Source organism: Duganella sp. GW822-FHT06D06, from assembly GCF_058799615.1.
Genome location: NZ_JBXALQ010000002.1, coordinates 175,256 through 200,725, shown reverse-complemented (window position 1 = coordinate 200,725; position 25,470 = coordinate 175,256). Strand labels below are relative to the sequence as shown.

Genomic DNA, 25,470 nt, shown 5'->3' with positions numbered 1-25,470 from the left:
ATCGAATAGACATCGTCCGGGCCGTCTGGAACAATGTCGGAGCTGTCCGCAACCACCCCGGGAGAAAAAATATGAAAAGAACTCTGTTGGCATTGGCGCTGAGCGGCGCCGCCGTACTGGCGCAGGCAGGCGTGATCGACTTCAATCCACCGGCCAGCGTTTGTAACAATGCGGTGGACGGCAACGGCGGCATCGTCGGCTGCACCAATTATGGCTACATCGCCCAGTCCTACGGCGACGTGGCCGGCGTGCTCGATGTGCTGTACTCGGCCCCGCGCGTGAGCGCCACCAGTTTGAGCTGGTGGGACGCCAACTACAACACCCTGCGCGGCGTGGCCTGGGCGGTCGGCGGCGACGGCAACTCGGCGGCGCGGATCGACCTGGTGCCGCTGAACGGCCAGGCCGTCACGCTCAGCCACTTCGACCTTGGCGCCTATTCCGACACCACGCTCGGCACCCACCTGACGATTTCGGCGATCGGCGGCCCTCTGCTCTACAGCTACGACGGCAATGTCGGCGGCCTGCCGGGCAATACCGCCAGCAGTTTCAATGGCAGCTGGACTTCGCTGAGCGGTATCCGTATCGAGTGGCACGACAGCGCCTACAATGTCGGCATCGACAATATCACCTATGCGATCAACCCGGTGCCGGAACCGTCGGCCTGGCTGATGTTGTCGCTTGGCCTGCTCGGCGTCGGCATCGCGGTACGCCGCCGCTCTTGATACGACCGGATTTCACCGGCGTGGGCGCGGCGGCGCCCGCGCCGTCCCGCCCCATCCGCGCCGCATGGTGGCAACGCCGCCACGACGCCCCAGCTTTCGCCCCACATCCTCCCGCTTTGCGCTTACAATCCCACTGAAGAACATTCTGTGTGGAAATACCAATATTAGGGTCCTGCGGCGCCGCCGCGCCCCTTGCCGCCCATGCTGCCGACTGCACCCATGACCGAGTCCGAAGCCTTTTTATCTCCTCCCGCCGATTCGCTGGTACAGCGCCTGACCCGCATGAATTTGCAGCTGCTCAGCGTGACCATGCTGCTGACCTTCGCGCTGCTGGCGACGGCCACCTGGTACGTCGCGCGCGGCCGCCAGGTGCATGCGGCGCAGCTGAGCGCGCGGCAGCTGGCCAACAGCGTCTCGCCGATGATGGTGTTTGCCGACCGTCCCGCCGCGCAGATCGAACTCGAAGCGTTTTCCCGCCGCAGCGATCTGCTGCTGGTGCAGGTGCAGACGCCGGCCGGCGCGGTGTTCGCGCAGTGGCAGGCCGGCGCCGCTGCGCCCACGCCCCGCATTGTGCCGCCGCTCGCCCCGGAACTGCTGGCCGACGCGGCCTCGGTGACGATGCAGGAACTGGAAGTATGGGCGCCGATTCGCCTGAAGAACGAGGTGGTCGGCGTGCTGGTGCTGCGCGAAAGCCTGGCCGGCCTGCGGATGGCGGTGTTGACGCTCAGCGCGGCGTCGGCGGCGTTGATCGCGCTGGCGATCCTGATCGCCTGGCGCGGGCTGCTGCTGGTGCAGCGCCGCGCGTTGGCGCCGCTGGTGGAATTATCCCGGCTGGCCGAACACATCGCCCGCGAACGCGATTACGGCAAGCGGGCCACGGTCTACCGGCCCGACGAGGTGGGCCGCCTGACCGAGCGTTTCAACGACATGCTGAAACGGATCGAGGTATGGCAGGCGGACCTGCATCACCAACTGGAGCAGGAGCAGGAGGCCGGCCAGCAGTTCCAGCAACTGGCCCACAGGGACAGCCTGACCGGCCTGCCCAACCGCCTGTTCTTCCAGGGCGAGTTGCAGCGCTACCTGGCGCTGAGCGTGGAGCATGGCGAGTTGATGGCGCTGATGTTCATCGACCTGGACAACTTCAAGACCGTCAACGACAGGCACGGCCACGATGCCGGCGATGAAGTGTTGTGCGAGGTGTCGCGCCGCATGGCCAGCGTGGTGCGTTCGCGCGATGTGCTGTGCCGCCTGGGCGGCGACGAATTCGCGCTGATCCTGCCGACGCTGCCGGACCAGGCGGCGGCCGAGCAGCTGGCGCAGCGCCTGATCGACGCGGTACATGTGACGATGACGATACGCGGCGAAGTCATGCCGGTCGGCGCCACCGTGGGCCTGGCGTTCGCGCCGGTGGACGCCAGCGACGCCTCCGCCTTGCTCAACGCCTCCGACCTGGCCATGTATGAAGCCAAGCGGGCCGGCAAAAACACCTACAGGAGAGCGCGACGTGCGGATGCGTAAGACCTGTTTGCTGCTGGCTGCCGTTTGCGGCGCGCCGGCAGCGCTGGCGCAGCAGCAGCAGGCGCCGGCCAGCCTGGAAGAGCTGCTGCGGCAAACCCCGACCGACGTCACCCGCGACATCGAGGAATCCACCTCATCGCGTTTTGCGCAGAGCGCCGCGCAGGCGCCGTCGGTCACCTACGTGGTCACGGACACCGACATCGCCCGCCACGGCATGCGCAATATGGCGGACATCCTGCGCAGCATGCCGGGGCTGTATGTGACCGGGGACGGCAATTTCAGCTACGTCGGCGCGCGCGGCCTGGGACGGCCGGGCGACTTCAATGCGCGCCTGCTGTTCCTGGTCGACGGCATGCGCATCAACGAGAACATCTACGACGCCGGCTTGCTGGGCGCCGAGTTCTTCGTCGACATCGACCTGATCGACCGCGTCGAATACGCGCCGGGGCCGGGCTCCGCGCTGTATGGCAACAATGCCTTCTTCGGCGTGGTCAACATCATCACCAAGGGCACGGACAAGCTGCATGGCTTGCAGGTGCGGGCCAATGTGGATTCGGACCGCAAGCGCGAAGTACGCGCCAGCGTCGGCCAGCGCTCGGAGCAGGGCTGGGAAGCTTGGCTGGCGCTGAGCGCCTTCCGGCAGGACGGCATCGCCGCGCCGTTCACCGTGCTGCCGCAGGACGAGGGAATCTACAAGGATCACAATTGGGACCGCGGCCAGCGCCTGCTGGCTATGGCCCGTTACGGCGGCTGGTCGCTGCGCGCGGGCCTGAGTCATCGCGAGCAAGGTACACCGCGCATCCTGCCGCCGGAGGCGCCCTTGCCCGTGGTCCAGAACCGCAACATCTACAACAATAACTTCCTGTCGGCCGAGTATCAGCGGGACCTGGGCGCTGACTGGAGCCTGTATGGCGCCGTGTCGTCCAAGCGCAGCGATTATTTGAGTGCCTACCCCTTTGTACGCATGGACGGAGCGGTGTTCGAGTTCGACAATCTCGCGGTGGGCCGCTGGTACAACCTGGACCTGCGCGTCAGCACCCGGCGCTGGCGCGACCACGAATTGATGGCGGGCTTCGAATACCAGTATGACCGCACGCAGTCGATCGTCGCCGGGCCGGTGGGCGAGCAGCCCGACGCCGCTTTCTACGGCGACAACCGGCGGCGCGGCCTGTTCGTGCAGGACTCGTGGCGCCTGAACGACGCCCACCGCGTGACGCTGGGTCTGCGCCGCGACAGCACCATGGTGGGCGGCACCAACACCAATCCGCGCTTCGCCTGGATCTGGAGCGGCGTGCCCGATGCGTCGCTCAAGCTGATGTACGGCAGCGCCTACCGCGAGGCCAACCTGTTCGAGTTCCAGGTGAACGCGCCGTGGGAGGCGCCGCTGCCGTCGCCGGAACGGATACGCACGCTGGAACTGGCGTGGGAGCACGCGCTGAACCACAATTTCCAGTACCGGGCCTCGGCGTATGCGTCGCGCCTGCGTGACCTGATCAGCATCAACCATGAAACCTCGGTGTTCGACAACAGCGGCAGCATACGCAATGTCGGCGCCGAGCTGGGGCTGGAGCGGCGCTGGTCCGGCGGCCAGCAATTGCAGGCGGCGGTCTCCCTGCAGCGGACCACCGACACGGCAGGACGGCGCCTGGACAATTCGCCGCGCGCGCTGGCCAAGCTGCTGTACAGTCAACCGCTGCAAGGCGATAAGCTGCGCCTGTCGTGGCAGATGCTGGGCCAGAGCCGCCGCTCCATCGGACCGGTGGCCCTGCCGGGTTATGCGCTGCTCAACAGTACCCTGTTGTGGCGTCCAGGCGTGGGGACCGATATCGCGGTCTCGTTGTACAACATCGGCAATGTGCGCTATTACGATGCGCCGTCCGGCGTGGATCAGCAGTTCAGGCAGGAGGGGCGCGTGCTGCGCTTCTCGTTGACCAGGCAGTTCGGCCTATGAGACCGCTGCGTCTGGCCTGGCTGCTGCTGCTGCCGATGCTGGCCGCGCTGGCGGCGCCCGCGCGCGCGGGACAGGACCAGCTGCAATTGAAGGCGGCCTTCATCTACCGCTTCGCCCAGCTGACCCAATGGCCGCCGCCGCCGCAGCGCGAGTTCACCTACTGCGTGGCGGGCGACGCGCCCCTGCAGGATGCGCTGCGCACGCTGATGCTGGCCACGCCGAACGGCGTGATCGTGCATACCTTGTTGTTGAACGAGCCGCAGCGGGTGCCGCAATGCCAGCTGCTGGTGCTGGGCGCGGGCGTGCGCGGCGATCTGCGGCGCTGGCAGGAAGTGCTGGCGGATGATCCGGTGCTGGTGGTGGGCGACAGCGCGGAATCGTTCCGCAACGGCGCCATCATCGGCCTGGTGATCGAACCGAACGGCCTGGCCTTCCGCATCAATCAAACGGAAGCCCGGCGGCGCGGCCTCGCGCTCAGCTACCAGATGCTGAAGCTGGCGCGCGAGGTGAAGTAGGGCGCTTCAGGAGTTGAGCGTGAACTCGGTGAACGACGCTTCGTCCGGCGGCGGCTTGGCTTCCGGCTCGGCCTGGGCGCTCTTGCTGTTCGGGCCATTATTCAATAGCCACAGCAGGTTGGTGGCGGAATCGGCGTTGGCCAGGGCTTCGTCCTGGCTGATCAAGCCGTCCTGCACCAGCTTGAGCAAGGCCAGCTCGAACGACTGCGAGCCGGGCGACATGCTCTTCTCCATCGCTTCCTTGATCTGGCCGATTTCGCCTTTTTCGATCAGGTCCGAGATGTAGCGGGTGTTGACCATCACTTCCACCGCCGCCGTGCGGGTGCCGCCGTTGATCGAGCGGACCAGTCGCTGCGAGACGATCGCCTTCACCGTCGACGACAGATCCTGCAACAGCGCGGCGCGGTTTTCGATCGGGTAGAAACTGATAATACGGTTTAGCGCGTTATAGCTGTTGTTGGCGTGCAGGGTCGCCAGCACCAGATGGCCCGACTGCGCGTAGGCCAGCGCGGCGGCCATGGTTTCCTTGTCGCGGATCTCGCCGATCAGGATGCAGTCCGGCGCCTGGCGCATGGAGTTGCGCAGCGCGGTGTAGAAGTCCTTGGCGTCGCTGCCGATCTCGCGCTGGTTGACGATCGACTTCTTGTTCTTGAACAGGTACTCGATCGGATCTTCCAGCGTCAGGATATGGCCGGAGCGCAGTTCGTTGCGGTGGTCCAGCATCGAGGCGATGGTGGTGGACTTGCCGGAGCCGGTCGAGCCTACCAGCAGCAGCAGGCCGCGTTTTTCCATGATCAGGTCCGCCAACACCGGCGGCAGTTGCAGGTCGTCCAGCAGCGGAATGGTGGCCGGCACGAAGCGGAATACGGCGGAGATGGTGCCGCGCTGCTTGAACGCGGAGAGGCGGAAGCGGCCCATGTTCGGCACCGACACGCCCATGTTCAGTTCATTGGTCGCGGCCAGTTCGTCCATCTGCGCGGGCGTGGCGATTTCCGCCAGCAGCGAATGGATGTTGTCCGGCTCGAGCTTTTGCTGATTGATGGGGATCAGGTTGCCGTTGATCTTGATGTGTACCGGCGAATTCACCGCAAAGAACATGTCCGACGCGTTCTTTTCCTTCATCAGCTGGAACAGGCGTTCCATGGCCATGGCACTCTCCTCAGTATCAAAAAAAACGGGGACTGCAATCAGTCCCCGGTTCTTGTTGCCTGCTTAGATACCGCGCAGCAGTTCGTTGATGCCGGTCTTGGCGCGGGTTTTGGCATCCACGCGCTTGACGATGACCGCGCAGTACAGCGAGTACTTGCCGTCTTCCGAAGGCAGGTTGCCCGAAACGACCACCGAGCCCGCAGGCACGCGGCCGTAGGTCACTTCGCCGGTGGCGCGGTCGTAGATCTTGGTCGACTGGCCGATGTACACGCCCATCGAGATCACCGAGTTCTCTTCGACGATCACGCCTTCGACGATCTCCGAACGGGCGCCGATGAAGCAGTTGTCTTCGATGATGGTCGGATTGGCTTGCATAGGTTCCAGCACGCCGCCGATGCCGACGCCGCCGGACAGGTGGACGTTCTTGCCGATCTGCGCGCACGAACCGACGGTGGCCCAGGTGTCGACCATCGCGCCTTCATCGACGTAGGCGCCGATGTTGACGTAGGAAGGCATCAGCACCACGTTCTTGGCGATGAAGGAGCCGCGGCGCGCAACCGCGGGCGGCACCACGCGGAAGCCGCCTTTGATGAAGTCTTCGGCGGTGTAGTTGGCGAACTTGGTCGGAACCTTGTCGTAGAACTGCATGGTGCCGTCGGACGGCATCTGCACGTTGTTCTCCAGGCGGAAGGACAGCAGCACCGCTTTCTTGACCCACTGATTCACAACCCAGTCGCCGGTGGTTTTTTCGGCCACGCGGATGGTGCCGGCGTCCAGGCCCGCGATCACGTGCGAAACCGCGTCGCGCAGTTCGGCGGTGCCGTTACCCGGGTTGATGTTGGCGCGGTCTTCCCATGCCTGGTCGATGATTTGCTGGAGTTGTTGGCTCATGATTTACTCAATTATTTGTTAAGGGACTTGCAGAATTGGACGATGCGCTGCGCAGCTTCCAGGCCTTCTTCCGTCTCGGCGACCAGCGCCATGCGGATGCGGTTGCGGCCCGGATTGGCGCCGTGGGCGTCGCGCGCCAGGTAGCTGCCCGGCAGTACCGTGACATTATATTCGGCGTACAGGCGCTGGGCGAATTCGGTGTCCGACAAGCCGGTCCGGCTGACGTCGGCCCACAGGTAGAAGCCGGCGTCCGGCAGTTCCACTTGCAGCACTTCCTGCAGCAACGGGGTGATGGCGGCGAATTTGGCGCGGTATTTTTCGCGGTTCTGTTCGACGTGGGTTTCGTCGTTCCAGGCCGCGATCGAAGCAGCTTGCACGGTAGGGCTCATGGCTCCGCCGTGATAGGTGCGGTACAACAGGAATTTTTTCAGGACGTCGGCGTCGCCGGCCACGAAGCCGGAGCGCATGCCCGGCACGTTGGAGCGTTTCGACAGGCTGCTGAACACCACCAGGCGCGCGTATGGCCGGTCTATCGTGGACAGGCCCAGCATGTGGGCCGCTTCCAGCGCGCCCAAAGGCGCCTTGTCGCCGTGGTAGATCTCGGAGTAGCACTCGTCGGCGGCGATGACGAAGTTGTAGCGCTCCGACAGGGCGAACAGGTTCTCCCAGTCGGTCAGCGTCAGCACGGCGCCGGTCGGATTGCCGGGGGAGCACAGGAACAGCAGCGCTACGCGCTCCCACACCGAAGTCGGGATGCTGTCGTAGTCGCAGCCGAAGTTGCGGGCCGGGTCGGAATTGACGAAGTACGGCTCGGCGCCGGCCAGGTAGGCCGCGCCTTCGTAGATCTGGTAGAACGGATTCGGGCTGATCACCAGCGACTTGGCGGCCGGGTCGATCACGGTCTGCGCCAGCGCGAACAGCGCCTCGCGCGAGCCGTTCACCGGCAGCACCTGGGTGGCTGGATTGAGCTTGGGGATGCCGTAGCGGCGTTCCAGCCAGCCGGCGATGGCGCCGCGCAGCGCGTCCGAGCCGATGGTGGTAGGGTAGCTGGCCAGGCCGTCCACATTGTCGATCAGCGCCTGCTGGATGAACCGCGGCGTAGGATGTTTGGGTTCGCCCATGCCCAGGCTGATGGCTTTGTGCTGTGGGCTGGCGGTCACCTGCGCGAACAGCTGGCGCAGTTTTTCGAACGGATAGGGTTGCAGCTTGTCGAGATGTGGATTCACTTGGCGGACCGGGTGCGGAACGTTGAAAAAAGAGCAGCGTAGACAACCATTATAGCGCCTCTGCGCAGGGCTCGTCATACGACGGTGAGCAGGGTTGCTATCAATGCCAAATAATAAACATGTGAGATACTTCGGCCCACGGTTCACAAAGAGGTCAGGCATGGAACAGGACGAAACGACGATGGAAGTGGACGTCAGCCGGCAGGTGATGGCGCTGCGGCTGGCGACCGGGCTGGCGCAGGGCGCGCTGCTGTATTGGCTGTACCAGGCCGACCGGGGCGGCTGGTGGCCGGCCGGGACGCCGTATGTGATGACGCCGCTGCTAATGGCCTGCGCGCTGCTGCCGGCGATGCTGATATCGGCCATGGGCCACATGGCGCCGAAGAAGGTGGCGCAGTGGATGGCGGCTGCCGCCGGCGTGGTGCTGATCATGGCGCTGCATGCGGTCAGCCGTGAGACCGGCGTGGTGCGGGTCGCCGGCGAGCTGGGCAAGGGCGCGTTCACGTCGATGTCGGGGCCGATGATGGTGTTCGGCGCGGTCTTCATGTACATCGCGCACTCGCTGGTGATGGCGGGGGCCGCGGACCAGCGCCGCATCGCCAGTTACGACACCTATTTTGAGTTGGCCTGGAAGCTGGCGGTGCAGCTGATGTTCTCGGCCTTCTTCGTCGGGGCGCTGTGGCTGGTGCTGTTGATGGGCAGCGGCCTGTTCTCGATGGTGAAGCTGGGCTTCCTCAAGCAGATGATGGAAGAGTCGTGGTTTGTGGTGCCGGTGATCTGCTTCGCCTGGTCGTGCGCGATGCACATCACGGACGTGCGGCCGGCCATCGTGCGCGGCATCCGCAGCCTGCTGCTGGTGCTGCTGTCGTGGATACTGCCGGTGGCGGCGCTGATCATCAGCGGCTTCCTGTGCGCCTTGCCGTTCACCGGGCTGGATGTGCTGTGGGCGACGCGGCACGCGACGTCGCTGCTGCTGGCGGCGGACGCGGTGCTGATCGTGCTGATTAACGCCGCCTTCCAGAACGGCCACGCCAAGGCGGCGCTGGCGGTACGGGTGAGCGCGCGCGTGGCTTCGTTGTTGATACTGCCGCTGACGGCGATCGCGATTTATGCGCTGGGTTTGCGGGTGTACGACTATGGCTGGACCTCGGACCGGGTGATCGCCGCCGCCTGCCTGGCGGTCGCCAGTTGCTATGCGCTGGGTTATGCGTGGGCGGCGCATCGCTACGAGACCTGGCTGTGCCCCATCGCCAACGTCAACGTGGCGGCGGCCTTCGTGGTGCTGGCGGTGCTGCTTGCCTTGTTCACGCCGATCGCCGATCCGGCGCGGCTATCGGTGAACAACCAGATGGCGCGGCTGGAGAAGGGCCGCACCAAGGCGGCGCAATTCGATTACCACTATCTGCGATTCGAAGGGCAGCGCTACGGGCACGAGGCGTTGACGCGCCTGTCGCAGCAAAGCACCGGCCCCGATGCGGCCCTGATACGCGAGCTGGCCGGCAAGGCGTTGAAAGAGACGAACCGCTGGCAAGCGGGATCGCCGTTGGCGTCGATGTCGATCACCGACAACGTCAAGGTGTGGCCAGCGACCACCAGGCTGCCGGCCAGTTTTGCGGCCCAGAAGTGGAGTCCGATCGAAGACGCGGCAGTCCTGCCATGCCTGTTGAGCCGCGGTAGCCGTTGCGATGCCTTGGTGCTCGACGTCGATGGCGACGGCAAGTCGGAAGTCCTGCTGTTCAATGCAGGCCGCTACTCGGCGGCGCCGCTCTACACCGAACGCGCCGACGGCAAGTGGGTGGTGGCCGGCCATCTCGACGCCAGCGGCAGCGAGTGCGCACCGCTGATCGAGAAGCTGAAAGCGGGCCAGTACACGCTGGTGGCGCCGCGCATGAAGGCGCTGGAAGTGGCGGGGCAGTTATTGCAGTTCCAATCGGAGTTCGGCGCGGACGACTGCAAATTGATCAAGGCTGGGAAGTAGCCGCGTCGCGCAGCTGCTTCACTTGCTTTTGCAAGGCGCGTAGTCGACTGGTCCGAACGTCAAGAATTAATTAATGCGAACTAAATGTATGGATCATCGCCTCCACGAAAAGTTCAAGCCGATCACTGAAGATGCGCTATCTGAGTTGGCGGATCTCCGATCATTTGTGTCCGGTCTCGTGACGCGTTTCTTGCCTGGTCGCGAGCTGTCTCAAACATCCGACGACTTCGATACCTTACAGCGCCTTTGTGACGTGGACGCAATGCGCATCGCCAACTACGGAGCTTGGGTCGCGGTTGGCGTTGCATTCGGAGATGCATTAACGAAATTCATGCCCGGACTTGCCTGGTGCATGGAGTCCGACCAGTACGGCACAAATGCTGCGCTACGTTACCTGCAGTCCGGATTGTCGATTGCTGTATTAACAATTTTCTGGAAGCGAGTAGAGCGCGGCGAGACCATCGATGTTGTTCATCTTGCTTACGAAATAAGGTCAATAGTAGCGAACTTTGACGACGAGCCGGCCGTAAATCTCAAGACTTCGGAGTAGCCTGCAAAGGGCTTTGCAATTCAATGCAGCAAAGTGAGTCGCCGGACGTAACGGCGATTGTGGCCGTTTTGGCTGCATTCCCCGTTATCTCATGGTCATTGAGACACTATTCCCTTTCGCGGCGAGAGGATGCTGACATGCCGGGTGCCCGCCGTGCTATTGTGTGAACAGGTTACAGGTTTTATCACCACACTTCGCGAAGTCCCATCATCCAGCCCACGCATATCCGTGAGTTGCCTCGACCTCCCACCGCCTAGCTGTCGCTCATAACGCGCTTCGTCCATGACACCCACCGCGCATCGCGACGGGCAGTGGACACACGTGCCAATTCAATGTGACAACCGGGAGAATATCTTGATCGTAGACCGCTCGCTGTACGATGGACAACTGCTATTGAAGGCGGGCGCGCTGCAGGACGCCATCTTCAACAGCGCCAATTTTTCCAGCATCGCCACCGACGCCCAGGGCGTGATCCAGATCTTTAACGTCGGCGCCGAGCGCATGCTGGGCTATAAGGCAGTCGACGTGATGGACAAGATCACGCCGGCCGATATCTCCGATCCGCGCGAGCTGATTGCGCGCGCCACTGCGCTCAGCCTGGAATTGGGTACCTCGATCACGCCGGGCTTCGAAGCGCTGGTGTTCAAGGCCTCGCGCGGGATTGAGGACATCTATGAGCTGACCTATATCCGCCAGGACGGCAGCCGCTTCCCGGCGATGGTGTCGGTCACCGCGCTGCGTGACGACAAGGACGCCATCATCGGCTATCTGCTGATCGGCACCGACAACACCGCGCGCAAGCGTGCCGAGGAGGCGTTGCTGAAGGCCGGCGCGCTGCAAAACGCCATCTTCAACAGCGCCAACTTCTCCAGCATTGCCACCGACGCGCAGGGTGTGATCCAGATTTTCAATGTCGGCGCCGAGCGCATGCTGGGCTACAAGGCGGCCGACGTGATGAACAAGATCACGCCGGCCGACATTTCCGATCCGCGCGAACTGATCGTGCGCGCCAACGCCCTCAGCCTGGAATTGGGTACCTCGATCACGCCGGGCTTCGAGGCGCTGGTGTTCAAGGCGTCGCGCGGCATCGAGGACATCTACGAGCTGACCTATATCCGCCAGGACGGCAGCCGTTTCCCGGCGATGGTATCGGTCACGGCGCTGCGCGACGATCAGGAAACCATCATCGGCTATCTGCTGATCGGCACCGACAATACCGCGCGCAAGCGCGCCGAGGAGGCGTTGCAGAAGGCCGGTGCGCTGCAGAACGCCATCTTCAACAGCGCCAACTTCTCCAGCATCGCCACGGACGCCCAGGGCGTGATCCAGATTTTCAATGTCGGCGCCGAGCGCATGCTGGGCTACAAGGCCTCGGACGTCATGAACAAGATCACGCCGGCCGATATTTCCGATCCGCTGGAGGTGGTGGCACGCGCCCGTACGCTGAGCATCGAACTGGGTACGTCGATCACGCCGGGCTTCGAAGCGCTGGTGTTCAAGGCCTCGCGCGGCATTGAGGACATCTATGAGCTGACTTACATCCGCCAGGACGGCAGCCGCTTCCCGGCGATGGTGTCGGTGACGGCCCTGCGCGATGACGAGGAGCAGATCATCGGCTACCTGCTGATCGGTACCGACAACACCGTCCGCAAGCAGGTCGAGGCCGAACAGGCGGTGCTCGATCAGCGCCTGCGCGATCAGCAGTTCTACACCCGTTCGCTGATCGAGTCGAATATCGATGCGCTGATGGCGACCGATCCGCGCGGCATCATCACCGACGTCAACCAACAGATGGAATCGCTGACCGGCTGTACCCGTGACGAACTGATCGGGGCGCCATTCAAGAACTACTTCACCGACCCGGAACGGGCGCAAGCGGGCATCTCACGCGTACTGCGCGAAGGCAAGCTCACCAACTATGAACTGACCGCGCTGTCGCGCGAAGGCTCCGAGACCGTGGTGTCGTTCAACGCCTCGACCTTCCACGATCGCGACCGCAAGCTGCAGGGGGTGTTCGCGGCCGCGCGCGATGTTACCGACCGCAAGCAGTTCGAGCACAGGCTGCAGGAAAACAATATCGAATTGGAAACTGCCAAGGCGGCGGCGGAAATAGCCAACCTGGCGAAATCCGAGTTCCTGTCGAACATGAGCCATGAATTGCGCACACCGCTGAACGCCGTGCTTGGCTTCGCGCAGCTGATGGCGTCGGATATACCGCCGCCGTCCAGCGCGCAAAAAAGTTCGATCGACCAGATCCTGCAGGCCGGCTGGTACCTGCTACGTCTGATTAACGAGATACTCGACCTGGCGATGATCGAATCTGGCAAGGTCAGCCTTTCCAAGGAGACGATGTCGTTGACCGAGGTGCTGCTCGATTGCAACGCCATGATGGCGCCGCAGGCAGAGCAACGTGGCATCGCCATGAATTTCCCGAGCTTCGAACATCCATTCTTCGTGCACGCGGACCGGACCCGGGTCAAGCAGGTCATCGTGAACCTGATGTCGAACGCCATCAAATACAATCGCCCCGGCGGCGCCGTGACGGTGAGCTGCGAGCGTGAAGCCGACGGCCGCGTACGCGTCAGCGTGACGGATACCGGCGTGGGGCTGCAGGCTGACAAGCTGGCCCATCTGTTCCAGCCGTTTAACCGGCTGGGGCAGGAAGCCAGCACCGAGGAAGGCACCGGGATCGGACTGGTGGTGACCAAGAAATTGATCGAACTGATGGGCGGATCCATCGGTGTGGACAGTACCGTCGGCGTGGGGAGTGAATTCTGGTTCGACTTATTGGAGGCGGATGCGCCCGGACTGGAAACGGAAATGCTGGGCATGGCGCCGGCCCGCGGCGACGACAAGGTCGCCCGGACGGACATGGACCATCGCCGTACGCTGCTGTACGTCGAAGACAATCCGGCCAATCTGGCGCTGGTGGCGCAGTTGATCGCGCGCCGAGACGATCTGCAGTTGATGACCGCGGTGACGGGGCATCTCGGCATTTTGCTGGCCAAACAACATCTACCCGATGTGATACTGATGGATATTAACCTGCCGGGTATGAGCGGCTACGGCGCGCTGAAAATATTGCGCGATGATCCGGCCACCTCGCATATCCCGGTGATCGCCTTGTCGGCCAATGCCATACCGCGTGACATAGAAAAAGGCATTGAAGCCGGGTTCTTCAATTATCTGACCAAGCCCATCATGGTGCGCGAGTTCATGGATGCGCTGGATGTGGCGCTCCAGCATTTCGCTGAGATCAATGCGGCGGTGCACGCCAACCCCGTTACTTCGGAGTAGCCTGCAACGGGCAGGCCTGCATATTCTCGCCCAGCCTGCGCGCCAGTTCGCCGCGCAGGGCGTGCAGGCCTTCGATGCGCTGGTCGATGTCTTCCAGCTTGCGCTCCAGCGCCGCGCGCAGTTGCGGCGCGGACGATTCCGGCTCGGCCAGCAGCGGCAGGTCGGCTTCGATTTCGGCCAGCGTGAAGCCCAGGGTCTGCGCCAGCCGGATGTAGCGCAGCCAGTCCACCGCTTCCGGCGGATAGTCGCGGTAGCCGTTGGCGCTGCGGCGCGCGCGCAGCAGGCCGCGCTTCTCGTAGAAGCGCAAGGTGTCGCGGCTCAGCCCCGTGGCGCTGGCGATTTCTCCGATTTGCATGTGCAGGCTCCAAATATCGTTTGACCTTGGAGTGTACTCCAGGCTTTAGCATGGCTCCACCATATTCCAGGAGACGTCATGCTCGCATCATCCACCTTCCGCAAAATTGTCCTCGGCAGCGCCATCTACGATCTGATCGTGACCGCGCCGTTCGCCACGCCGTGGAGCTTCGCCTTGGCCCGCGCGCAACTGGACGCCATCAACCAGGGCTTGGGCGGCGCCGCGTTGCCGGCGTTCGAGCCGTTCCACGTGCTGTTCGCCTGCCTGCTCGGCAGCGTGGTGCTGGTGTGGTCGCTGCTGCGCATCAGCGATCCGCAGCAGCGCTTCGGCCGCTTCGACGGCATGGCGCGGCTGCTGTTCTCGACCTGGATGATCTGGACCCTGGCCGTCACCGGCGCGCCGCTGCTTTGGCTGTTTATCGTGCCGGAGCTGGCTTTCTGCGTGGCGCAGTGGCTGCCGGTGCGGAGGGCGGAAGTTACAGGTCGATGCTGAGGCCCAGGTCGATGGAGCGGCCGTGGCCGGGCAGGGGACGCAGCGCGCCGCCGTCGGCCCGCAGGCCGGACAGGTAGACGCCGCCCAGAGGATCGGCATAGGCCTTGTCCAGCAAATTGCCGACGCCTGCCGACAGGCGCACATTCTTCCGTAGCTGGTAGGCGGTGCGCGCGTTGAGCAGGGCATAGCCTGCGGTTTCCGGCTCCAGCCGGCGCGCATCGACCCGGTCCTTGCGGGCCACCAGTTTGGTTTCGATCTGGCTGTGCCAGGCGCCGCTCGTGTGTTCCAACGCCAGCAAGGCGTTGAACGGCATGATGCGATACAGGTCGCCGCCATCCGTGCGCTGCCCGCGCGCGTACGCGGCATTGCCGGTAAAGGCGAACGAACCGATCGCGGGATAGCCGGCCAGCGGCGCGCGCCAGGACAGGTTGGCGCCGTACAGTTTGGCGTCGTGGTTGGCAAAGCGCAGCAGCGCGCCGTTCGCACCCATGCGCATGTAGGGATGGAACTGTCCAAGTACATCCACGTCGATATAGTCGCGCACCCGGTTGTAGTAGGGATTGAGCTTGACGAACCATCCCGCAGGCCCGGCGCCATGCCAATGGGCGGTGAAGCCCAGCGTATACGCGGTCTCCGGCTTCAGGTCGATATTGCCCACATAACCGTTGCCGTCGCCGAACCAGTTGGTCATGGTCATCGCCATGCTGCCGCGTCCCCAGGAGTAGCGCTCGTACAGGTTGGGCGAACGGGTCTTGCGGGCCGCCGCCAGTTCGTACGTGGTGGATGCGTCGGCTTCGAAGCGCGCCAGCGCTGTCAAGTCCAGATTGCCGTCGCGCTGACGGCGCGCGCGGGCGTTGAATGCCGCGGCGGCGGCGGCGTCGGCCGCGTTCATCATGTTGTTGGCATAGGGCCGCACGTCGCCGGCGTCCATGCGCACCGCCTCCCAGCGGGCGCCAAGCAGCGAGGTCCATTGCGCGTTGTGCGCGGTCTCCGCTTCGCCGTACAGCGCGACGCGGTCGCGCCGGCCGTCGTTGATGTTCACATAGGTCTGCGGTCCCATCATCATCGAACCGGGGATGGCGGGCCAGTAGTCGTCCAGGCGGAAGCTGTGGTACTCGTGGCCGACGCGCAGCTTGCCGGCGTCGCCCCAGGGCAGCGAGGCCTTGAGCGCGTAGCCGGCGTTGCGGCCGCGCGTCACCATCGGCATCATGCCGCGCCGCTCCGGCGTGAAGAAGCCCATATCGTGGTTGGTGGTTTGCCAGTAGGCGCTGCCATCGAGCTCGCCCCAGCCAAACCGGCCGACGTAGCCCAGGTTGGCGAACTTGCCGTCGTTGTCGGTCATGTCCATGTACTGGTTGGGGAAGCCCTGGTAGGGAATGTGCTGGATGCCGGCGCGCAGCGTCAGTTGCCGGTCTGTGCCGCGCAGGGCCAGCTGCGCCGACTGGTTGATGCTTTGGTACAGGCTGGCCAGCACGCGCTGGCCGTTGCCGTCGTTGTAGCTGTGGCCGCGCGCATAGGCTGCGTTGTAGGCCAGGCTCATGCTGTCGCTGGCGATGCCGGCCGAGATGCCGCTGTTGAGCGTTTCGCCGTTGCTGCCGGCATTCAGGGTGATGCGGCCGGTGCTGCGCAGCGCTTGCGCCGTCTCGGCGAAGACAGGTGCGGCGGATTTGACGGTGACGGTACCGCCTATGCTGTCGCCGCCGACGCTGACCGGCGTTACCCCGGCCAGCACTTCGATGCGGCCGACCTGGCTCGGGTCGATGTACGACAGCGGCGCGTTCATGTGGTTGGCGCAGGCGGCTGTGACTTCCATGCCGTCGATGCGGATCTTGAGGCGGTCGTCGCCCAGGCCGTTGACGAACGGCAGGGCGGAGACGCCGCCAGCCCGCGCCGCGCTGTAGCCGGGCGTGGCGCTGAGCAGCAATGCGGAATCGCTGACGCCGTGCGGGCGCTGCAGCCAACCTTCGCCGATGGCCGAGACGATGACTTTGACGATCGGTTCGGCGGCCGCTGCGCCGCCGGTTTGCGCGCTGGCGGTTGTGGCGGCGGCGCTGGCGATGGCCAGGCACGCGGTCATGTAGTACTGCTTCATGGTGTGTCCTTACGTTGCTGTGGTTGACGTTACCGATATTGAAAATTTGTGCGCATGCGGCAGCTGGCGCCGAGAGCCGGCGCTCAGGATTGGAACTGGATGCGTAATTTGACCTGGCGCACAAAATCGCGCCCGTGGGCAGGGATCAGGCCAGGAGAGGCGGTGCGCGCGCGTGGGCCGAAGACCAGGCGTGCAGCGGCTGCGGTGCGGCGTAAAAGAGGGAGGGATAGATATCGCGGCCGGCGTCCGCAAGCAGCGCGGCGGCCGGTGTGGCGGGGACGGCGTCGGAGCCGCCATGGGTGGCGCAAAACGCGCAATGCTCCATGCCGCGCTTGGCGGATGCAGGGGCTTTGCCGCCGTCGCCGGCGGGCAGCTTGACCAGTTTGTAGCCGCTCACCGTGCAGACTTCCACGGTGTCGGCTCCGGCGGCGGCCAGTGCGTGGGAGATCGAAGGCGCGAGTGCGCTGAACAGGACTGCCAGCAAGGCTATCCAGATGTGCAGCGTTTGTCGTTTTGCCATTTCGATCATGTTGTCATTATATCCGATGCCGTTTGTCTGCCGTTGCCGGGATGCTCTCCACGAGGAAGTCGATGAAGACGCGCACGCGGGCCGGCCTTTGCCCAGCTTCCAGGCGCTGTGGGTACCGTTGTTCTGGCGGTGCAGGATGCGGCGATGAAGGCGCTCAGCGCCTGATCGCTGTCAGGCAGCCTTCAACAGCGCCTGCGGCTTGCTCCAGACCTGCTGCGCCACGCGCATCATGTTGCGGCCCATGACAAGTTCGGTCTCGCTGTCTGTCATGCCGACCTTGCGCAGCGCGGCGGCCAGCTGGCGCCAGACTTCCGGCGGCGTGAAGGTCGGCGGGCGGCTGGCGCTGTAGCCGGCGGAGGCGGGCCACCAGTAGCCCGGATCGAAATCGCCGGGCGGCGTGTCGTCCAGGCCTGGCTGCTGGAAGCAGATATCGAGGCCGATGCCGACGTGCGATACGCCCGCCAGGTCCGCGACATAGGCCGCGTGGCGCGCGACGTCGTCGACGCCGGGATGCTCCTTGCCCAAGAACCACGACAGGCCGGAGACGCACACCACGCCGCCGGTGGCGGCGCAGGCGCGGATCTGTTCGTCGGTGACGTTGCGGCCATGCTGCACCAGCGCATACGGATTGGCGTGGCTGAAGATCACCGGCTGCGACGACGCGGCCATGATATCAAGGCTGCACATGCGGCCCGTATGCGAACAGTCCATCAGGATGCCGGCGTCGTTCACGGCGTTCACCATGCTGTGGCCGAGCGGCGTCAGGCCGCGCGGCAGGTCGTGGCAGCCGTCGGCGACGTTGTTGTTGCGGTTGTAGGCGAAGTGGATCTGGCGCACGCCCAGCTGGGCGTACAGGGCGATCATTTCCGGCTGGTCGAGCAGCGGCATCGCGCCTTCCAGGTCGAAGCTGATGGCGATGCGGCCGTCGGCGGCGGCCTGGATCACGTCGTCTACACTGGAAATGAGGACATAGCGGTCCGGGTCGGAGGCGATGGTGGCGCGGTAGCCGGCGATCACGGACATCACTTGCGAGATCGGGTTCATGTCGCCCCCGACGTTGAGCGAGACGTAGTTCACCCCGGCGGCGTGCAGCCGTTGGACGGGCGTGAAGTCGGCCTGCGGATGCTGCGGCAAGCAAGCGTGGGCGTCCCAGTTGATCATGTTTGTTGGCTTTGTCAAAAATGCTATGTTCCCACGAATGCGTGTCCAGGGCAAATCTGCGCGGCCGGGGTGTGGCGCGCATGCTTTATACTGGAGGGATTCACACTATTAAGGCCAACATGTCTTTTTCTTCGCTGGGCCTTGCTCCCTCACTGATTAACGCCGTCACCGAAATCGGTTACCAGGAGCCGACCGCCATCCAGAGCGCCGCCATTCCCGCCATCCTGCGCGGGGAAGACGTGCTGGGCGCGGCGCAGACCGGGTCCGGCAAGACCGCCGCCTTCGCGCTGCCGCTGCTGCAATCGCTGCTGGACAACCGCAACGGCCCGCGCCAGCTGCATGGCCTGATCCTGGTGCCGACGCGCGAGCTGGCGGCGCAGGTGGGCGAGTCGATCCGCAAGCTGGTGGCGCATTTGCCGATGCAGGTCAAGGTGTCGATCGTGTTCGGCGGCGTGTCGATCAACCCGCAGATGATGGCGCTGCGCGGCGGCGTCGACATCGTGGTCGCCACGCCGGGCCGGCTGCTGGACCTGATCGACCACAATGCGTTGAAGATTTCGCGCACGGCGATGCTGGTGCTGGACGAGGCGGACCGCCTGCTGGACCTGGGCTTCAGCGAAGAATTGAACCGCATCCTGGAGCTGCTGCCCAAGCAGCGCCAGAACCTGTTTTTCTCGGCGACCTTTCCGCCGGCGGTGCAGGCGCTGGCCGACGGCATGCTGCACCAGCCGACGCGCATCGAGGTGCTGTCCGAACCACTGAGCAAGCCCGATATCGAGCAGCGCGCGATCATGGTCGACGTGCCGCGCCGTACCATGCTGCTCAAGCATCTGATCCAGGAGCACCAGTGGAGCAGGGTGCTGGTGTTCGTCGCGACCAAGTACGCGGCCGAGCATGTGGCCGATAAACTGAACCGCAACGGCATCCGCGCCGGCGCCTTCCATGGTGAGTTCAGCCAGGGCGCGCGCACCGAGGTGCTGGGCGATTTCAAGGCCAGCCGCTTGCAGGTGCTGGTGGCGACCGATGTGGCGGCGCGCGGTATCGACATCGCCCGTCTGCCGGCGGTGGTCAACTACGACCTGCCGCGTTCGGCGGTGGATTACACCCACCGTATCGGCCGCACCGGCCGCGCCGGCGAGAGCGGCGTGGCGATCAGTTTTGTCAGCGCGGAGACGGAACAGCATTTCCGCCTGATCGAAAAGCGTCAGGAGATTCTGCTGCCGCGCGAGGAGATCGCCGGCTTCGAGCCGGTGGAGACGCTGCCGCCGGTCGCCGCCGATTCGGTGACGGACACCGTCAATGGCGGCATCAAGGGCAAGCGCAAGAGCAAGAAGGACAAGCTGCGCGAAGCCGCCGCGGCGGCCGGGGAGTAAGCTCGCGCGCCGTCAATCCAGTGCGGAGGAGCGGTACAGCTTGCGGTACTCGGACGGCGAGGTCCGCAAGGCCGTCCGGAAATGCTGGCGCAGCGACAGCGCGGAACCAAATCCCGCCTGCTGCGCCACCATCTCGATCGACACTTCGCTGCTTTCCAGCAGATGCTGGGCATGGGCCAGCCGCTGGTTGAGCAGCCATTGCTTGACCGAGGTGCCGGTGGCCTGGCGGAAGTGGCGGGTGAAATTCCGGCGGCTCATCAAGGCCCGTTCTGCCAGCGCGTCGATGCTGTGGTTCTGCGTCAAATCCTCGCCGACCCATGCCAGCACCTGCGCGAAACGGTCGTCGCTGCCGTTGACGGGCAGCGGACGTTCGATGAACTGCGCTTGCCCACCTTGGCGGTGCGGTGCGACCACCATTTGCCGCGCCACGCGATTGGCGATTTCCGCGCCGCACAGCTGCCGCAGCAAGTGCAGGCAGCAATCAAGGCCGGCCGCCACGCCGGCCGACGTCACCACTTTCCCTTCATCGACATACAGGACTTCGCGGTCGACCCGGACCTTGGGGTAGCGCTCGGCCATGGTGTCGGCGTTGGCCCAGTGCGTGGTGGCCGTGCGGCCGTCCAGCAGGCCCGCTTCCGCCAGCGGAAACGCGCCTATGCACAGGCCCACCACCTGCGCGCCGCGCTGATGGGCGCGGCGCAAAGCTTGCAGCAGGCTGGCGGGCGCCGGACGGCAGTCGGAATGCCACGATGGCAGGATGACGATGTCGGCGCGGGCCAGGGCGGCAAGGCTGTGGGGCGCGACGATCTCGAAGCCGGCCGTGGTGGTCAGCGGTGCCCCGTGATCCTCCGCGCATACCTTGACGTCGAAGGTGGCGCTCTCGCAATCGGCGCGCTGGGCGCCGAATACCTGGCACGGTACCGATAGGTGAAAAGGGTTGATGCCGTCGAAAGCGATGACGGCGATGCGGAATTTCTGGATGGGCGAGGTGCGTGCGGACATGGCCTGATTATATCGCATGGTGGCCTTCGGGCCACTTTTGAATAACGGCACGGCGACGGACAATGTCACTCACCGGGCGCTTCCGCCTTATCCTACAGGAGAAAATCATGACCGCAACCCCACGCCGCGCATTGATCGTCATCGACGTACAGAACGAATACTTCACCGGCCAGATGAGGATTGAATATCCACCGGTTGAGACCTCGCTGCCGAATATCGGCCGCGCCATGGACGCGGCGCGCGAGGCGGGCATTCCGGTGGTGGTGGTGCAGCACGATGCGCCGGAAAACTCACCAATCTTCGGTCTTGGCTCGGACGGCTGGAAGGTGCATCCCGTGGTGGCGCAGCGCGCGCACGACCATTTTATCAACAAGAAAATGGCGAGCGTGTTCGCCGGGACGGACCTGGCTGAGTGGTTGAAGGAACACGCCATCGATACCTTGACCATCGCCGGCTACATGACGCACAACTGCAATGCGTCCACCATCTACGAGGCGAAGCATCGCGGCTTGCAAGTGGAAGTGCTGGAGGACGCCACCGGCGCGCTGCCGTACGAGAACGCGGCCGGCAAGGTCACTGCGGAAGAGATTCACCGCGTGTTCAACACGGTGTTTCATTCCAATTTCGGCGCAGTGGTGAGTACTGAAACGTGGCAGGCCGCCGTGCGTGACGGCAGCAAGCTGGAACCCGACAATATCTATCTGTCGAACCAGCGCACCCGCTAAGCGCCGGTGCGCTTGGGTTGGTGGCCCTGTTTTTTCAGGGCTTCCATCACCAGGTCGCAGTGGTCGCCCTGGATTTCGATGACGCCGTCCTTGACGGTGCCGCCGGAACCGCAGGCGCTGCGCAGCTGCTTGCCCAGCAGGGCGAGGGCGATGGCGTCCAGCGCCAGGCCTTTCACCAGGGTGACGGTCTTGCCGCCGCGGCCCTTCGATTCGCGCGACACGCGTACGACGCCGTCGCCGGCGGGCTTGGATTTGGCTGCGGCCTTGCAGCGGCAATCGGCGACCGGCTGCCCGCAATCGGGGCACATGCGGCCGGTCTCAGTGGAGTAGACGAGTCGGGTGTTCATAGGGACGAGATTCTAGCAGAAGCCGGCCTACAGAAAACGGGCGTTCCTCAGCGATGCGGGAACGATGAGCCGGTGCATGGGCGTGACGAACAGCATGTAGACGCGCCCTGGGATGTCGATGGCGGATATCGTGGAGGTCATAACGGCTTTTCGGTGATCAGGTTGATGCGGCGCTGGATGCGCTGGGCTTCGGCGGTGTCGCCGGCTTGCGTGGCGCGCATGGCTTGTACGCCCAGCCATGCCAGCAGCGGTCGGCGCCAGCCTTGGGCGGAGGCGGTGTCCACGGCTCCGCCGAGGACTTGCGGCGTGGCTTTGCCGGCGCGCAGCAGCACGCCGCTGGCCACCAGCTTGGAGAACGGATCGGCGATGGCTTGCGCGGCGCTGGCGGCGGCGGTGTCGCCGGACGCCGAGGCCACCGGCTGATGCTGCGCCGGCAGCAGCGCCGCATCGGCGGCGGTGGCGCGGCCGGACAGGTAGGCGGCGTAGGCGCGGTCGGCCGGGCCGGCGTCTTGCGACAGCTTGTCGTAGCCGGTGCAATCCTCGAACACCAGCGAGGCGACGCGGGCGGCGCAACGTATCAACTCGGCGCGTATCATCAGGTCGACCTTGCCGGTGCTGGCCAGCGCTTCGCGGGCGCGCTTGTACTCGGCCGCTTCCACGCGGGCGTTGCCGGACATGTAGGCGGCGGTCGAGCGTTCGATGGAGCTTTGCGCGTTCATTTGCCAGTCCGGCACCGGCGGGTTGTTGCCGCAGGCGGCCAGCAGCGAAGTGGCAAGCAGCGTGGCGAGCAGTGTCGCGATCAGCGGGGCGTTGGTCTTCATGGCAGTTTGATCTCCGTGTCGCGCTTGAACGGCCATTTGCGGTTGATCTCATTGACCAGTTGTTCGACCCGGCGCAAGCTGCTTTCCACTTCGCCGCGCAGCGTGCCCAGATCGGCCGTGGCCTCCCTGGCGTTGGCGCCGACGGCCTGCGCTTCGATCAGCACCGCGTCCATTTTCTTCAGGCTGTTGCGGGCGTCCGCCAGCAGGCCGTTGAGCTGCACGATGGTCGCTTGGGCGTCCGTCATCACGCCTTGTTTGCCGAAGACTTGGGTGTCGGCGTGGCCGATCAGGCTATCGGCCTTGGTGGCCAGCGCGTTCACGGTGATCAGCAGCTTGTTGGCGCGCTCCGTCAGCTGTTGGGCGTTCTTGTCGTCGCCGGCGATCAGGCCCATGGCGCCGTTGGGGCCATTCAGTTTGCCGGTAACGCCCTGGACGTTGGCCAGGCTTGCGGCCAGTGCGGAGTTTTCCGCCGTCAGCGCGTTGAGGTTTTCCAGCAGGTCCTTGGCGGCGGCCAGCAGGCGCGGAATTTCCGCGCCGGCGTCGCCGACCAGCAGCGAGCGGGCGGCGCCGTCCTCCAACGGCGGATCGGTCGGAATGCCGCTGAAGGCGCGCAGCTTGGCGCCGCCCACCAGGCCGCGTTCCAGCGTGAAGATGCTGGAGCTGCGCAGCCAGTGCGCATCGTTGCGCGGCACATCGACGATCACGCGCGCCTTGCCGTCCTTGCCCAGTTCTATGCGGCGCACCCTGCCTATCGGGAAGCCGGCGAAGGTGACGTCCATGCCGACGGTGACGCCTTCCGAGTCGTCCGCCTGCAGCACCAGCGTCTGCGTCGATTCGAAGGCGCCGCGCGCGTACATCAGGTACAGCGCGGAACCTGCCACCAGCACCACCATCAGCACCAGCAGCAGGGCCGCCTTGAATTCCGCGTTGCGCACGGGCGTCGCTTCGTTTGTTTGTTCGGTCATTGGTCCATTCCGCTTAGTAGTAGTTGCCCATCAACGAGGCGATTTCGATCAGCAGCATCACGGCGAACAGCCGCACCATGTCGTACAGGCCGTGCGTGACCTTGGCGCGGTAGCTGGCGCCGAAGTAGAAGGAGGAGGCCATCGGTATCAGTCCGACCGCGAAGCTGAAGAAGACGATCTTCAGCGTCAGGATCAGCGCTACCGCCGGATTGAAGACCTGGCCGACCACGCGGGTGTAACCGGGCAGCGCCCACGGCGTGAAGCCGTACAGCGACAGGTAGGCCAGGATCAGCGTCATCACGCAGCTGACGGCGGCCAGCATCCAGACGGCGAACACTCCCGCCGCCACGCGCGGGAAGAATTCCTGGTGCAGTTCGTCGTCGCTGGTGTTGGCGACGTTGCTGCGGCTTTGCGAGAACTCCAGCCCGGCGGGCAGGGTGGTGCGCAGCGCGACGAAGGCGGCGGCGGTCAGCGGGATCAGTTCCAGCACCAGCACGCGCACCACCATCTCCAGCGCGAAGCGCGACAGGCCGTAACTCTGCGACGTGACCACCACGATGCGGATCAGCACCAGGCTGACCAGCGCCGACAACACGCCATACCAGGCCAGGTTGGGCGCGGTGTCGCGCACGATGTGGCGCGCCAGCAGGTTGCGGTTGGCGCCGACGTAGCTGGCGGGGCTGAACGCCAGCGACAGCATCAGCACCGCGAACTGCAGCAGCCGCCACCAGCTGTTCAGCCAGTTGACGGTTGCGAGGATCGTGCGCTTCAGCGCAGGCGGGATAGCTGCTTCTAAGTTCATGTTGGCATCTTAGCACTGTGGCAGCGCCGGCGTACGTCCGCCACGGGCGCCTATTCTTCGGCGAAGGTGGCGATGATGGCGTCGGCGGCGGCGCGCACGCGGGCGCTGCGACTCAGGTCGCTGTGCATCACCAGCCAGACATCGTAGTGGTCGACGCGCTCGGGCCAGATGCGGGTCAGCTGCGCATCGCCGTCGGCCATGTGGCAGGGCAGTTCGGCCACGCCCATGCCGCGCCGGGCGGCGTCCAGCATCACCATGCCGCTGTTGACTTCAATCGCCACGCGGGCATTGGCGATCGGTTCCATGCACAGTTTTTCCTTGTGGCGCGGCGCCACCGCTCCCTGGTAAATAATGATGTCGTGGCCTTGCATGCCGTTGCCCCGGACCGGCACGCCGCGTTCAGCCAGGTAGGCCGGCGTGGCGTACAGGCCCATGCTGCGCCGGCTCAGCTGGCGCGAGATCAGGTCTGGGCTGGTGGGCTTGAGCGTGCGCACCGCCAGGTCGGCCTCACGCCGGGTCAGGTTGCTGATCTCGGTGCTGGTGCTCAGGATGATGCGTATTTCCGGATGTATGGCGTGCAGCCGCTGCATGGCGCCCAGCACCGAGTGGCTGGCGATGGTGTCCGAGGTGTTGACGCGCACGTTGCCGGACAGGCGGTTGTCGATGCCCTGCATTTCGCGCTGGAACTGCAGGGCCGCGTGCTCCATCAATTCGGCGGCGGTGACGGCCAGTTCGCCGGCGGGCGTGGCCAGGTAGCCGGACGGCGTGCGCAGGAACAGGCGCGCGCCCAGCGATTTTTCCAGCGCGTTGAGGCGCCGGCCGACGGTGGCCTGGTCGATGTCGAGGGCGGCGGCGGCCGAGCGCAGCGTGCCTTTGCGGTAGATGGCGAGGAAAATCCTGGCGTTGTCCCAATCCATGCGGGTTTCCGGTGGTTGATGCAGTTTTGCATCGGAGTGCCGATGTTATGCGTATTTACTGCATCAGGCAAGGGGGCTACCATCGGACCACT

General features: G+C 64.7%; 23 protein-coding genes. 10 read left to right on the top strand and 13 right to left on the bottom strand.

Annotation, left to right across the window (positions count from 1 at the left end; genetic code table 11):
- Positions 1-71: 71 nt before the first annotated feature.
- The 4 genes from AC1RMD_RS04120 (at position 72) to AC1RMD_RS04105 (ending at position 4,706) form a co-directional block, all read left to right on the top strand.
- Positions 72-722, top strand: a complete 651-nt coding sequence (locus tag AC1RMD_RS04120; RefSeq protein ID WP_492923906.1) for a PEP-CTERM sorting domain-containing protein — start codon at positions 72-74, stop codon at positions 720-722.
- A 219-nt stretch (positions 723-941) separates the two neighbouring features.
- Positions 942-2,240 carry a diguanylate cyclase domain-containing protein gene (locus tag AC1RMD_RS04115; RefSeq protein WP_492923904.1) on the top strand — a complete coding sequence of 433 codons (1,299 nt, stop codon included), beginning with the start codon at positions 942-944 and terminating at the stop codon, positions 2,238-2,240.
- Positions 2,233-4,191: a TonB-dependent receptor plug domain-containing protein gene (locus AC1RMD_RS04110; RefSeq protein ID WP_492923902.1), complete on the top strand. Its 1,959-nt coding sequence runs from the start codon at positions 2,233-2,235 to the stop codon at positions 4,189-4,191. The genes AC1RMD_RS04115 and AC1RMD_RS04110 overlap by 8 nt, the downstream gene beginning before the upstream one ends.
- The gene (locus tag AC1RMD_RS04105) at positions 4,188-4,706 is read left to right on the top strand and encodes a YfiR family protein (protein WP_492923900.1); all 519 of its coding nucleotides are present in this window, start codon (positions 4,188-4,190) and stop codon (positions 4,704-4,706) included. The genes AC1RMD_RS04110 and AC1RMD_RS04105 overlap by 4 nt, the downstream gene beginning before the upstream one ends.
- Positions 4,707-4,712: 6 nt before the next feature.
- On the opposite strand, the gene AC1RMD_RS04100 is transcribed toward AC1RMD_RS04105, so the two are convergent.
- The 3 genes from AC1RMD_RS04100 to dapC all read right to left on the bottom strand — a co-directional run bounded on the left by AC1RMD_RS04100 (position 4,713) and on the right by dapC (position 7,972).
- Entirely contained in the window at positions 4,713-5,855 is a 1,143-nt protein-coding gene (locus AC1RMD_RS04100) for a PilT/PilU family type 4a pilus ATPase (protein ID WP_492923898.1), read from the bottom strand.
- 63 nt (positions 5,856-5,918) lie between these two features.
- Entirely contained in the window at positions 5,919-6,746 is an 828-nt protein-coding gene (dapD, locus tag AC1RMD_RS04095) for a 2,3,4,5-tetrahydropyridine-2,6-dicarboxylate N-succinyltransferase (RefSeq protein ID WP_020702223.1), read from the bottom strand.
- Positions 6,747-6,757: 11 nt separating this feature from the next.
- Positions 6,758-7,972, bottom strand: a complete 1,215-nt coding sequence (dapC, locus tag AC1RMD_RS04090) for a succinyldiaminopimelate transaminase (RefSeq protein WP_492923896.1) — start codon at positions 7,970-7,972, stop codon at positions 6,758-6,760.
- Between the two features lie 160 nt (positions 7,973-8,132).
- Here dapC and AC1RMD_RS04085 point away from each other — a divergent pair, with 160 nt between their 5' ends.
- From AC1RMD_RS04085 to AC1RMD_RS04075, 3 genes are all read left to right on the top strand, one after another.
- Positions 8,133-9,950 carry a DUF4153 domain-containing protein gene (locus AC1RMD_RS04085; RefSeq protein ID WP_492923894.1) on the top strand — a complete coding sequence of 606 codons (1,818 nt, stop codon included), beginning with the start codon at positions 8,133-8,135 and terminating at the stop codon, positions 9,948-9,950.
- An 88-nt stretch (positions 9,951-10,038) separates the two neighbouring features.
- The gene (locus AC1RMD_RS04080; protein WP_492923892.1) at positions 10,039-10,500 is read left to right on the top strand and encodes a DUF3806 domain-containing protein; all 462 of its coding nucleotides are present in this window, start codon (positions 10,039-10,041) and stop codon (positions 10,498-10,500) included.
- Between the two features lie 354 nt (positions 10,501-10,854).
- Positions 10,855-13,797 (top strand): hybrid sensor histidine kinase/response regulator, encoded by a 2,943-nt coding sequence (locus AC1RMD_RS04075; protein ID WP_492923890.1) that lies wholly within the window; start codon positions 10,855-10,857, stop codon positions 13,795-13,797.
- Here the strand turns inward: AC1RMD_RS04075 and AC1RMD_RS04070 are convergent.
- On the bottom strand, positions 13,784-14,152 hold the full coding sequence (locus AC1RMD_RS04070) for a MerR family transcriptional regulator (RefSeq protein WP_492923888.1): 369 nt from the start codon (positions 14,150-14,152) through the stop codon (positions 13,784-13,786). The two genes, AC1RMD_RS04075 and AC1RMD_RS04070, sit on opposite strands and share 14 nt — an antisense overlap.
- Before the next feature lie 78 nt (positions 14,153-14,230).
- Here AC1RMD_RS04070 and AC1RMD_RS04065 point away from each other — a divergent pair, with 78 nt between their 5' ends.
- A complete protein-coding gene (locus tag AC1RMD_RS04065) occupies positions 14,231-14,644 on the top strand; it encodes a hypothetical protein (protein ID WP_492923886.1) in 414 nt (137 codons plus the stop codon).
- Here the strand turns inward: AC1RMD_RS04065 and AC1RMD_RS04060 are convergent.
- The 3 genes from AC1RMD_RS04060 to AC1RMD_RS04050 all read right to left on the bottom strand — a co-directional run bounded on the left by AC1RMD_RS04060 (position 14,628) and on the right by AC1RMD_RS04050 (position 18,426).
- Positions 14,628-16,736: a TonB-dependent receptor plug domain-containing protein gene (locus AC1RMD_RS04060; protein ID WP_492923884.1), complete on the bottom strand. Its 2,109-nt coding sequence runs from the start codon at positions 16,734-16,736 to the stop codon at positions 14,628-14,630. The two genes, AC1RMD_RS04065 and AC1RMD_RS04060, sit on opposite strands and share 17 nt — an antisense overlap.
- A 145-nt stretch (positions 16,737-16,881) precedes the next feature.
- Positions 16,882-17,256, bottom strand: a complete 375-nt coding sequence (locus tag AC1RMD_RS04055; protein ID WP_492923882.1) for a DUF2946 domain-containing protein — start codon at positions 17,254-17,256, stop codon at positions 16,882-16,884.
- Positions 17,257-17,436: 180 nt separating this feature from the next.
- The gene (locus AC1RMD_RS04050; protein ID WP_492923880.1) at positions 17,437-18,426 is read right to left on the bottom strand and encodes a dipeptidase; all 990 of its coding nucleotides are present in this window, start codon (positions 18,424-18,426) and stop codon (positions 17,437-17,439) included.
- Between the two features lie 119 nt (positions 18,427-18,545).
- Between AC1RMD_RS04050 and AC1RMD_RS04045 the strand changes: the two genes are divergently transcribed.
- The gene (locus AC1RMD_RS04045) at positions 18,546-19,799 is read left to right on the top strand and encodes a DEAD/DEAH box helicase (RefSeq protein WP_492923878.1); all 1,254 of its coding nucleotides are present in this window, start codon (positions 18,546-18,548) and stop codon (positions 19,797-19,799) included.
- A gap of 12 nt (positions 19,800-19,811) precedes the next feature.
- Here the strand turns inward: AC1RMD_RS04045 and AC1RMD_RS04040 are convergent, their stop codons facing one another.
- Positions 19,812-20,801, bottom strand: coding sequence for a GlxA family transcriptional regulator (locus AC1RMD_RS04040; RefSeq protein WP_492924687.1), 990 nt, complete (start codon positions 20,799-20,801; stop codon positions 19,812-19,814).
- 107 nt (positions 20,802-20,908) lie between these two features.
- On the opposite strand from AC1RMD_RS04040, the gene AC1RMD_RS04035 reads away from it, so the two are divergent.
- Complete coding sequence (locus AC1RMD_RS04035) at positions 20,909-21,526, top strand: cysteine hydrolase family protein (RefSeq protein WP_492923876.1); 618 nt, start codon at positions 20,909-20,911, stop codon at positions 21,524-21,526.
- On the opposite strand, the gene AC1RMD_RS04030 is transcribed toward AC1RMD_RS04035, so the two are convergent.
- The 5 genes from AC1RMD_RS04030 to AC1RMD_RS04010 form a co-directional block, all read right to left on the bottom strand.
- On the bottom strand, positions 21,523-21,873 hold the full coding sequence (locus AC1RMD_RS04030; RefSeq protein ID WP_492923874.1) for a translation initiation factor Sui1: 351 nt from the start codon (positions 21,871-21,873) through the stop codon (positions 21,523-21,525). The two genes, AC1RMD_RS04035 and AC1RMD_RS04030, sit on opposite strands and share 4 nt — an antisense overlap.
- Before the next feature lie 137 nt (positions 21,874-22,010).
- Complete coding sequence (locus AC1RMD_RS04025) at positions 22,011-22,694, bottom strand: hypothetical protein (protein WP_492923872.1); 684 nt, start codon at positions 22,692-22,694, stop codon at positions 22,011-22,013.
- Positions 22,691-23,659 (bottom strand): MlaD family protein, encoded by a 969-nt coding sequence (locus AC1RMD_RS04020; protein ID WP_492923870.1) that lies wholly within the window; start codon positions 23,657-23,659, stop codon positions 22,691-22,693. The genes AC1RMD_RS04025 and AC1RMD_RS04020 overlap by 4 nt, the downstream gene beginning before the upstream one ends.
- Positions 23,660-23,672: 13 nt before the next feature.
- On the bottom strand, positions 23,673-24,461 hold the full coding sequence (locus tag AC1RMD_RS04015) for an MlaE family ABC transporter permease (RefSeq protein ID WP_492923868.1): 789 nt from the start codon (positions 24,459-24,461) through the stop codon (positions 23,673-23,675).
- Between the two features lie 50 nt (positions 24,462-24,511).
- Positions 24,512-25,378, bottom strand: a complete 867-nt coding sequence (locus AC1RMD_RS04010; RefSeq protein ID WP_492923866.1) for a LysR family transcriptional regulator — start codon at positions 25,376-25,378, stop codon at positions 24,512-24,514.
- Positions 25,379-25,470 lie beyond the last annotated feature (92 nt).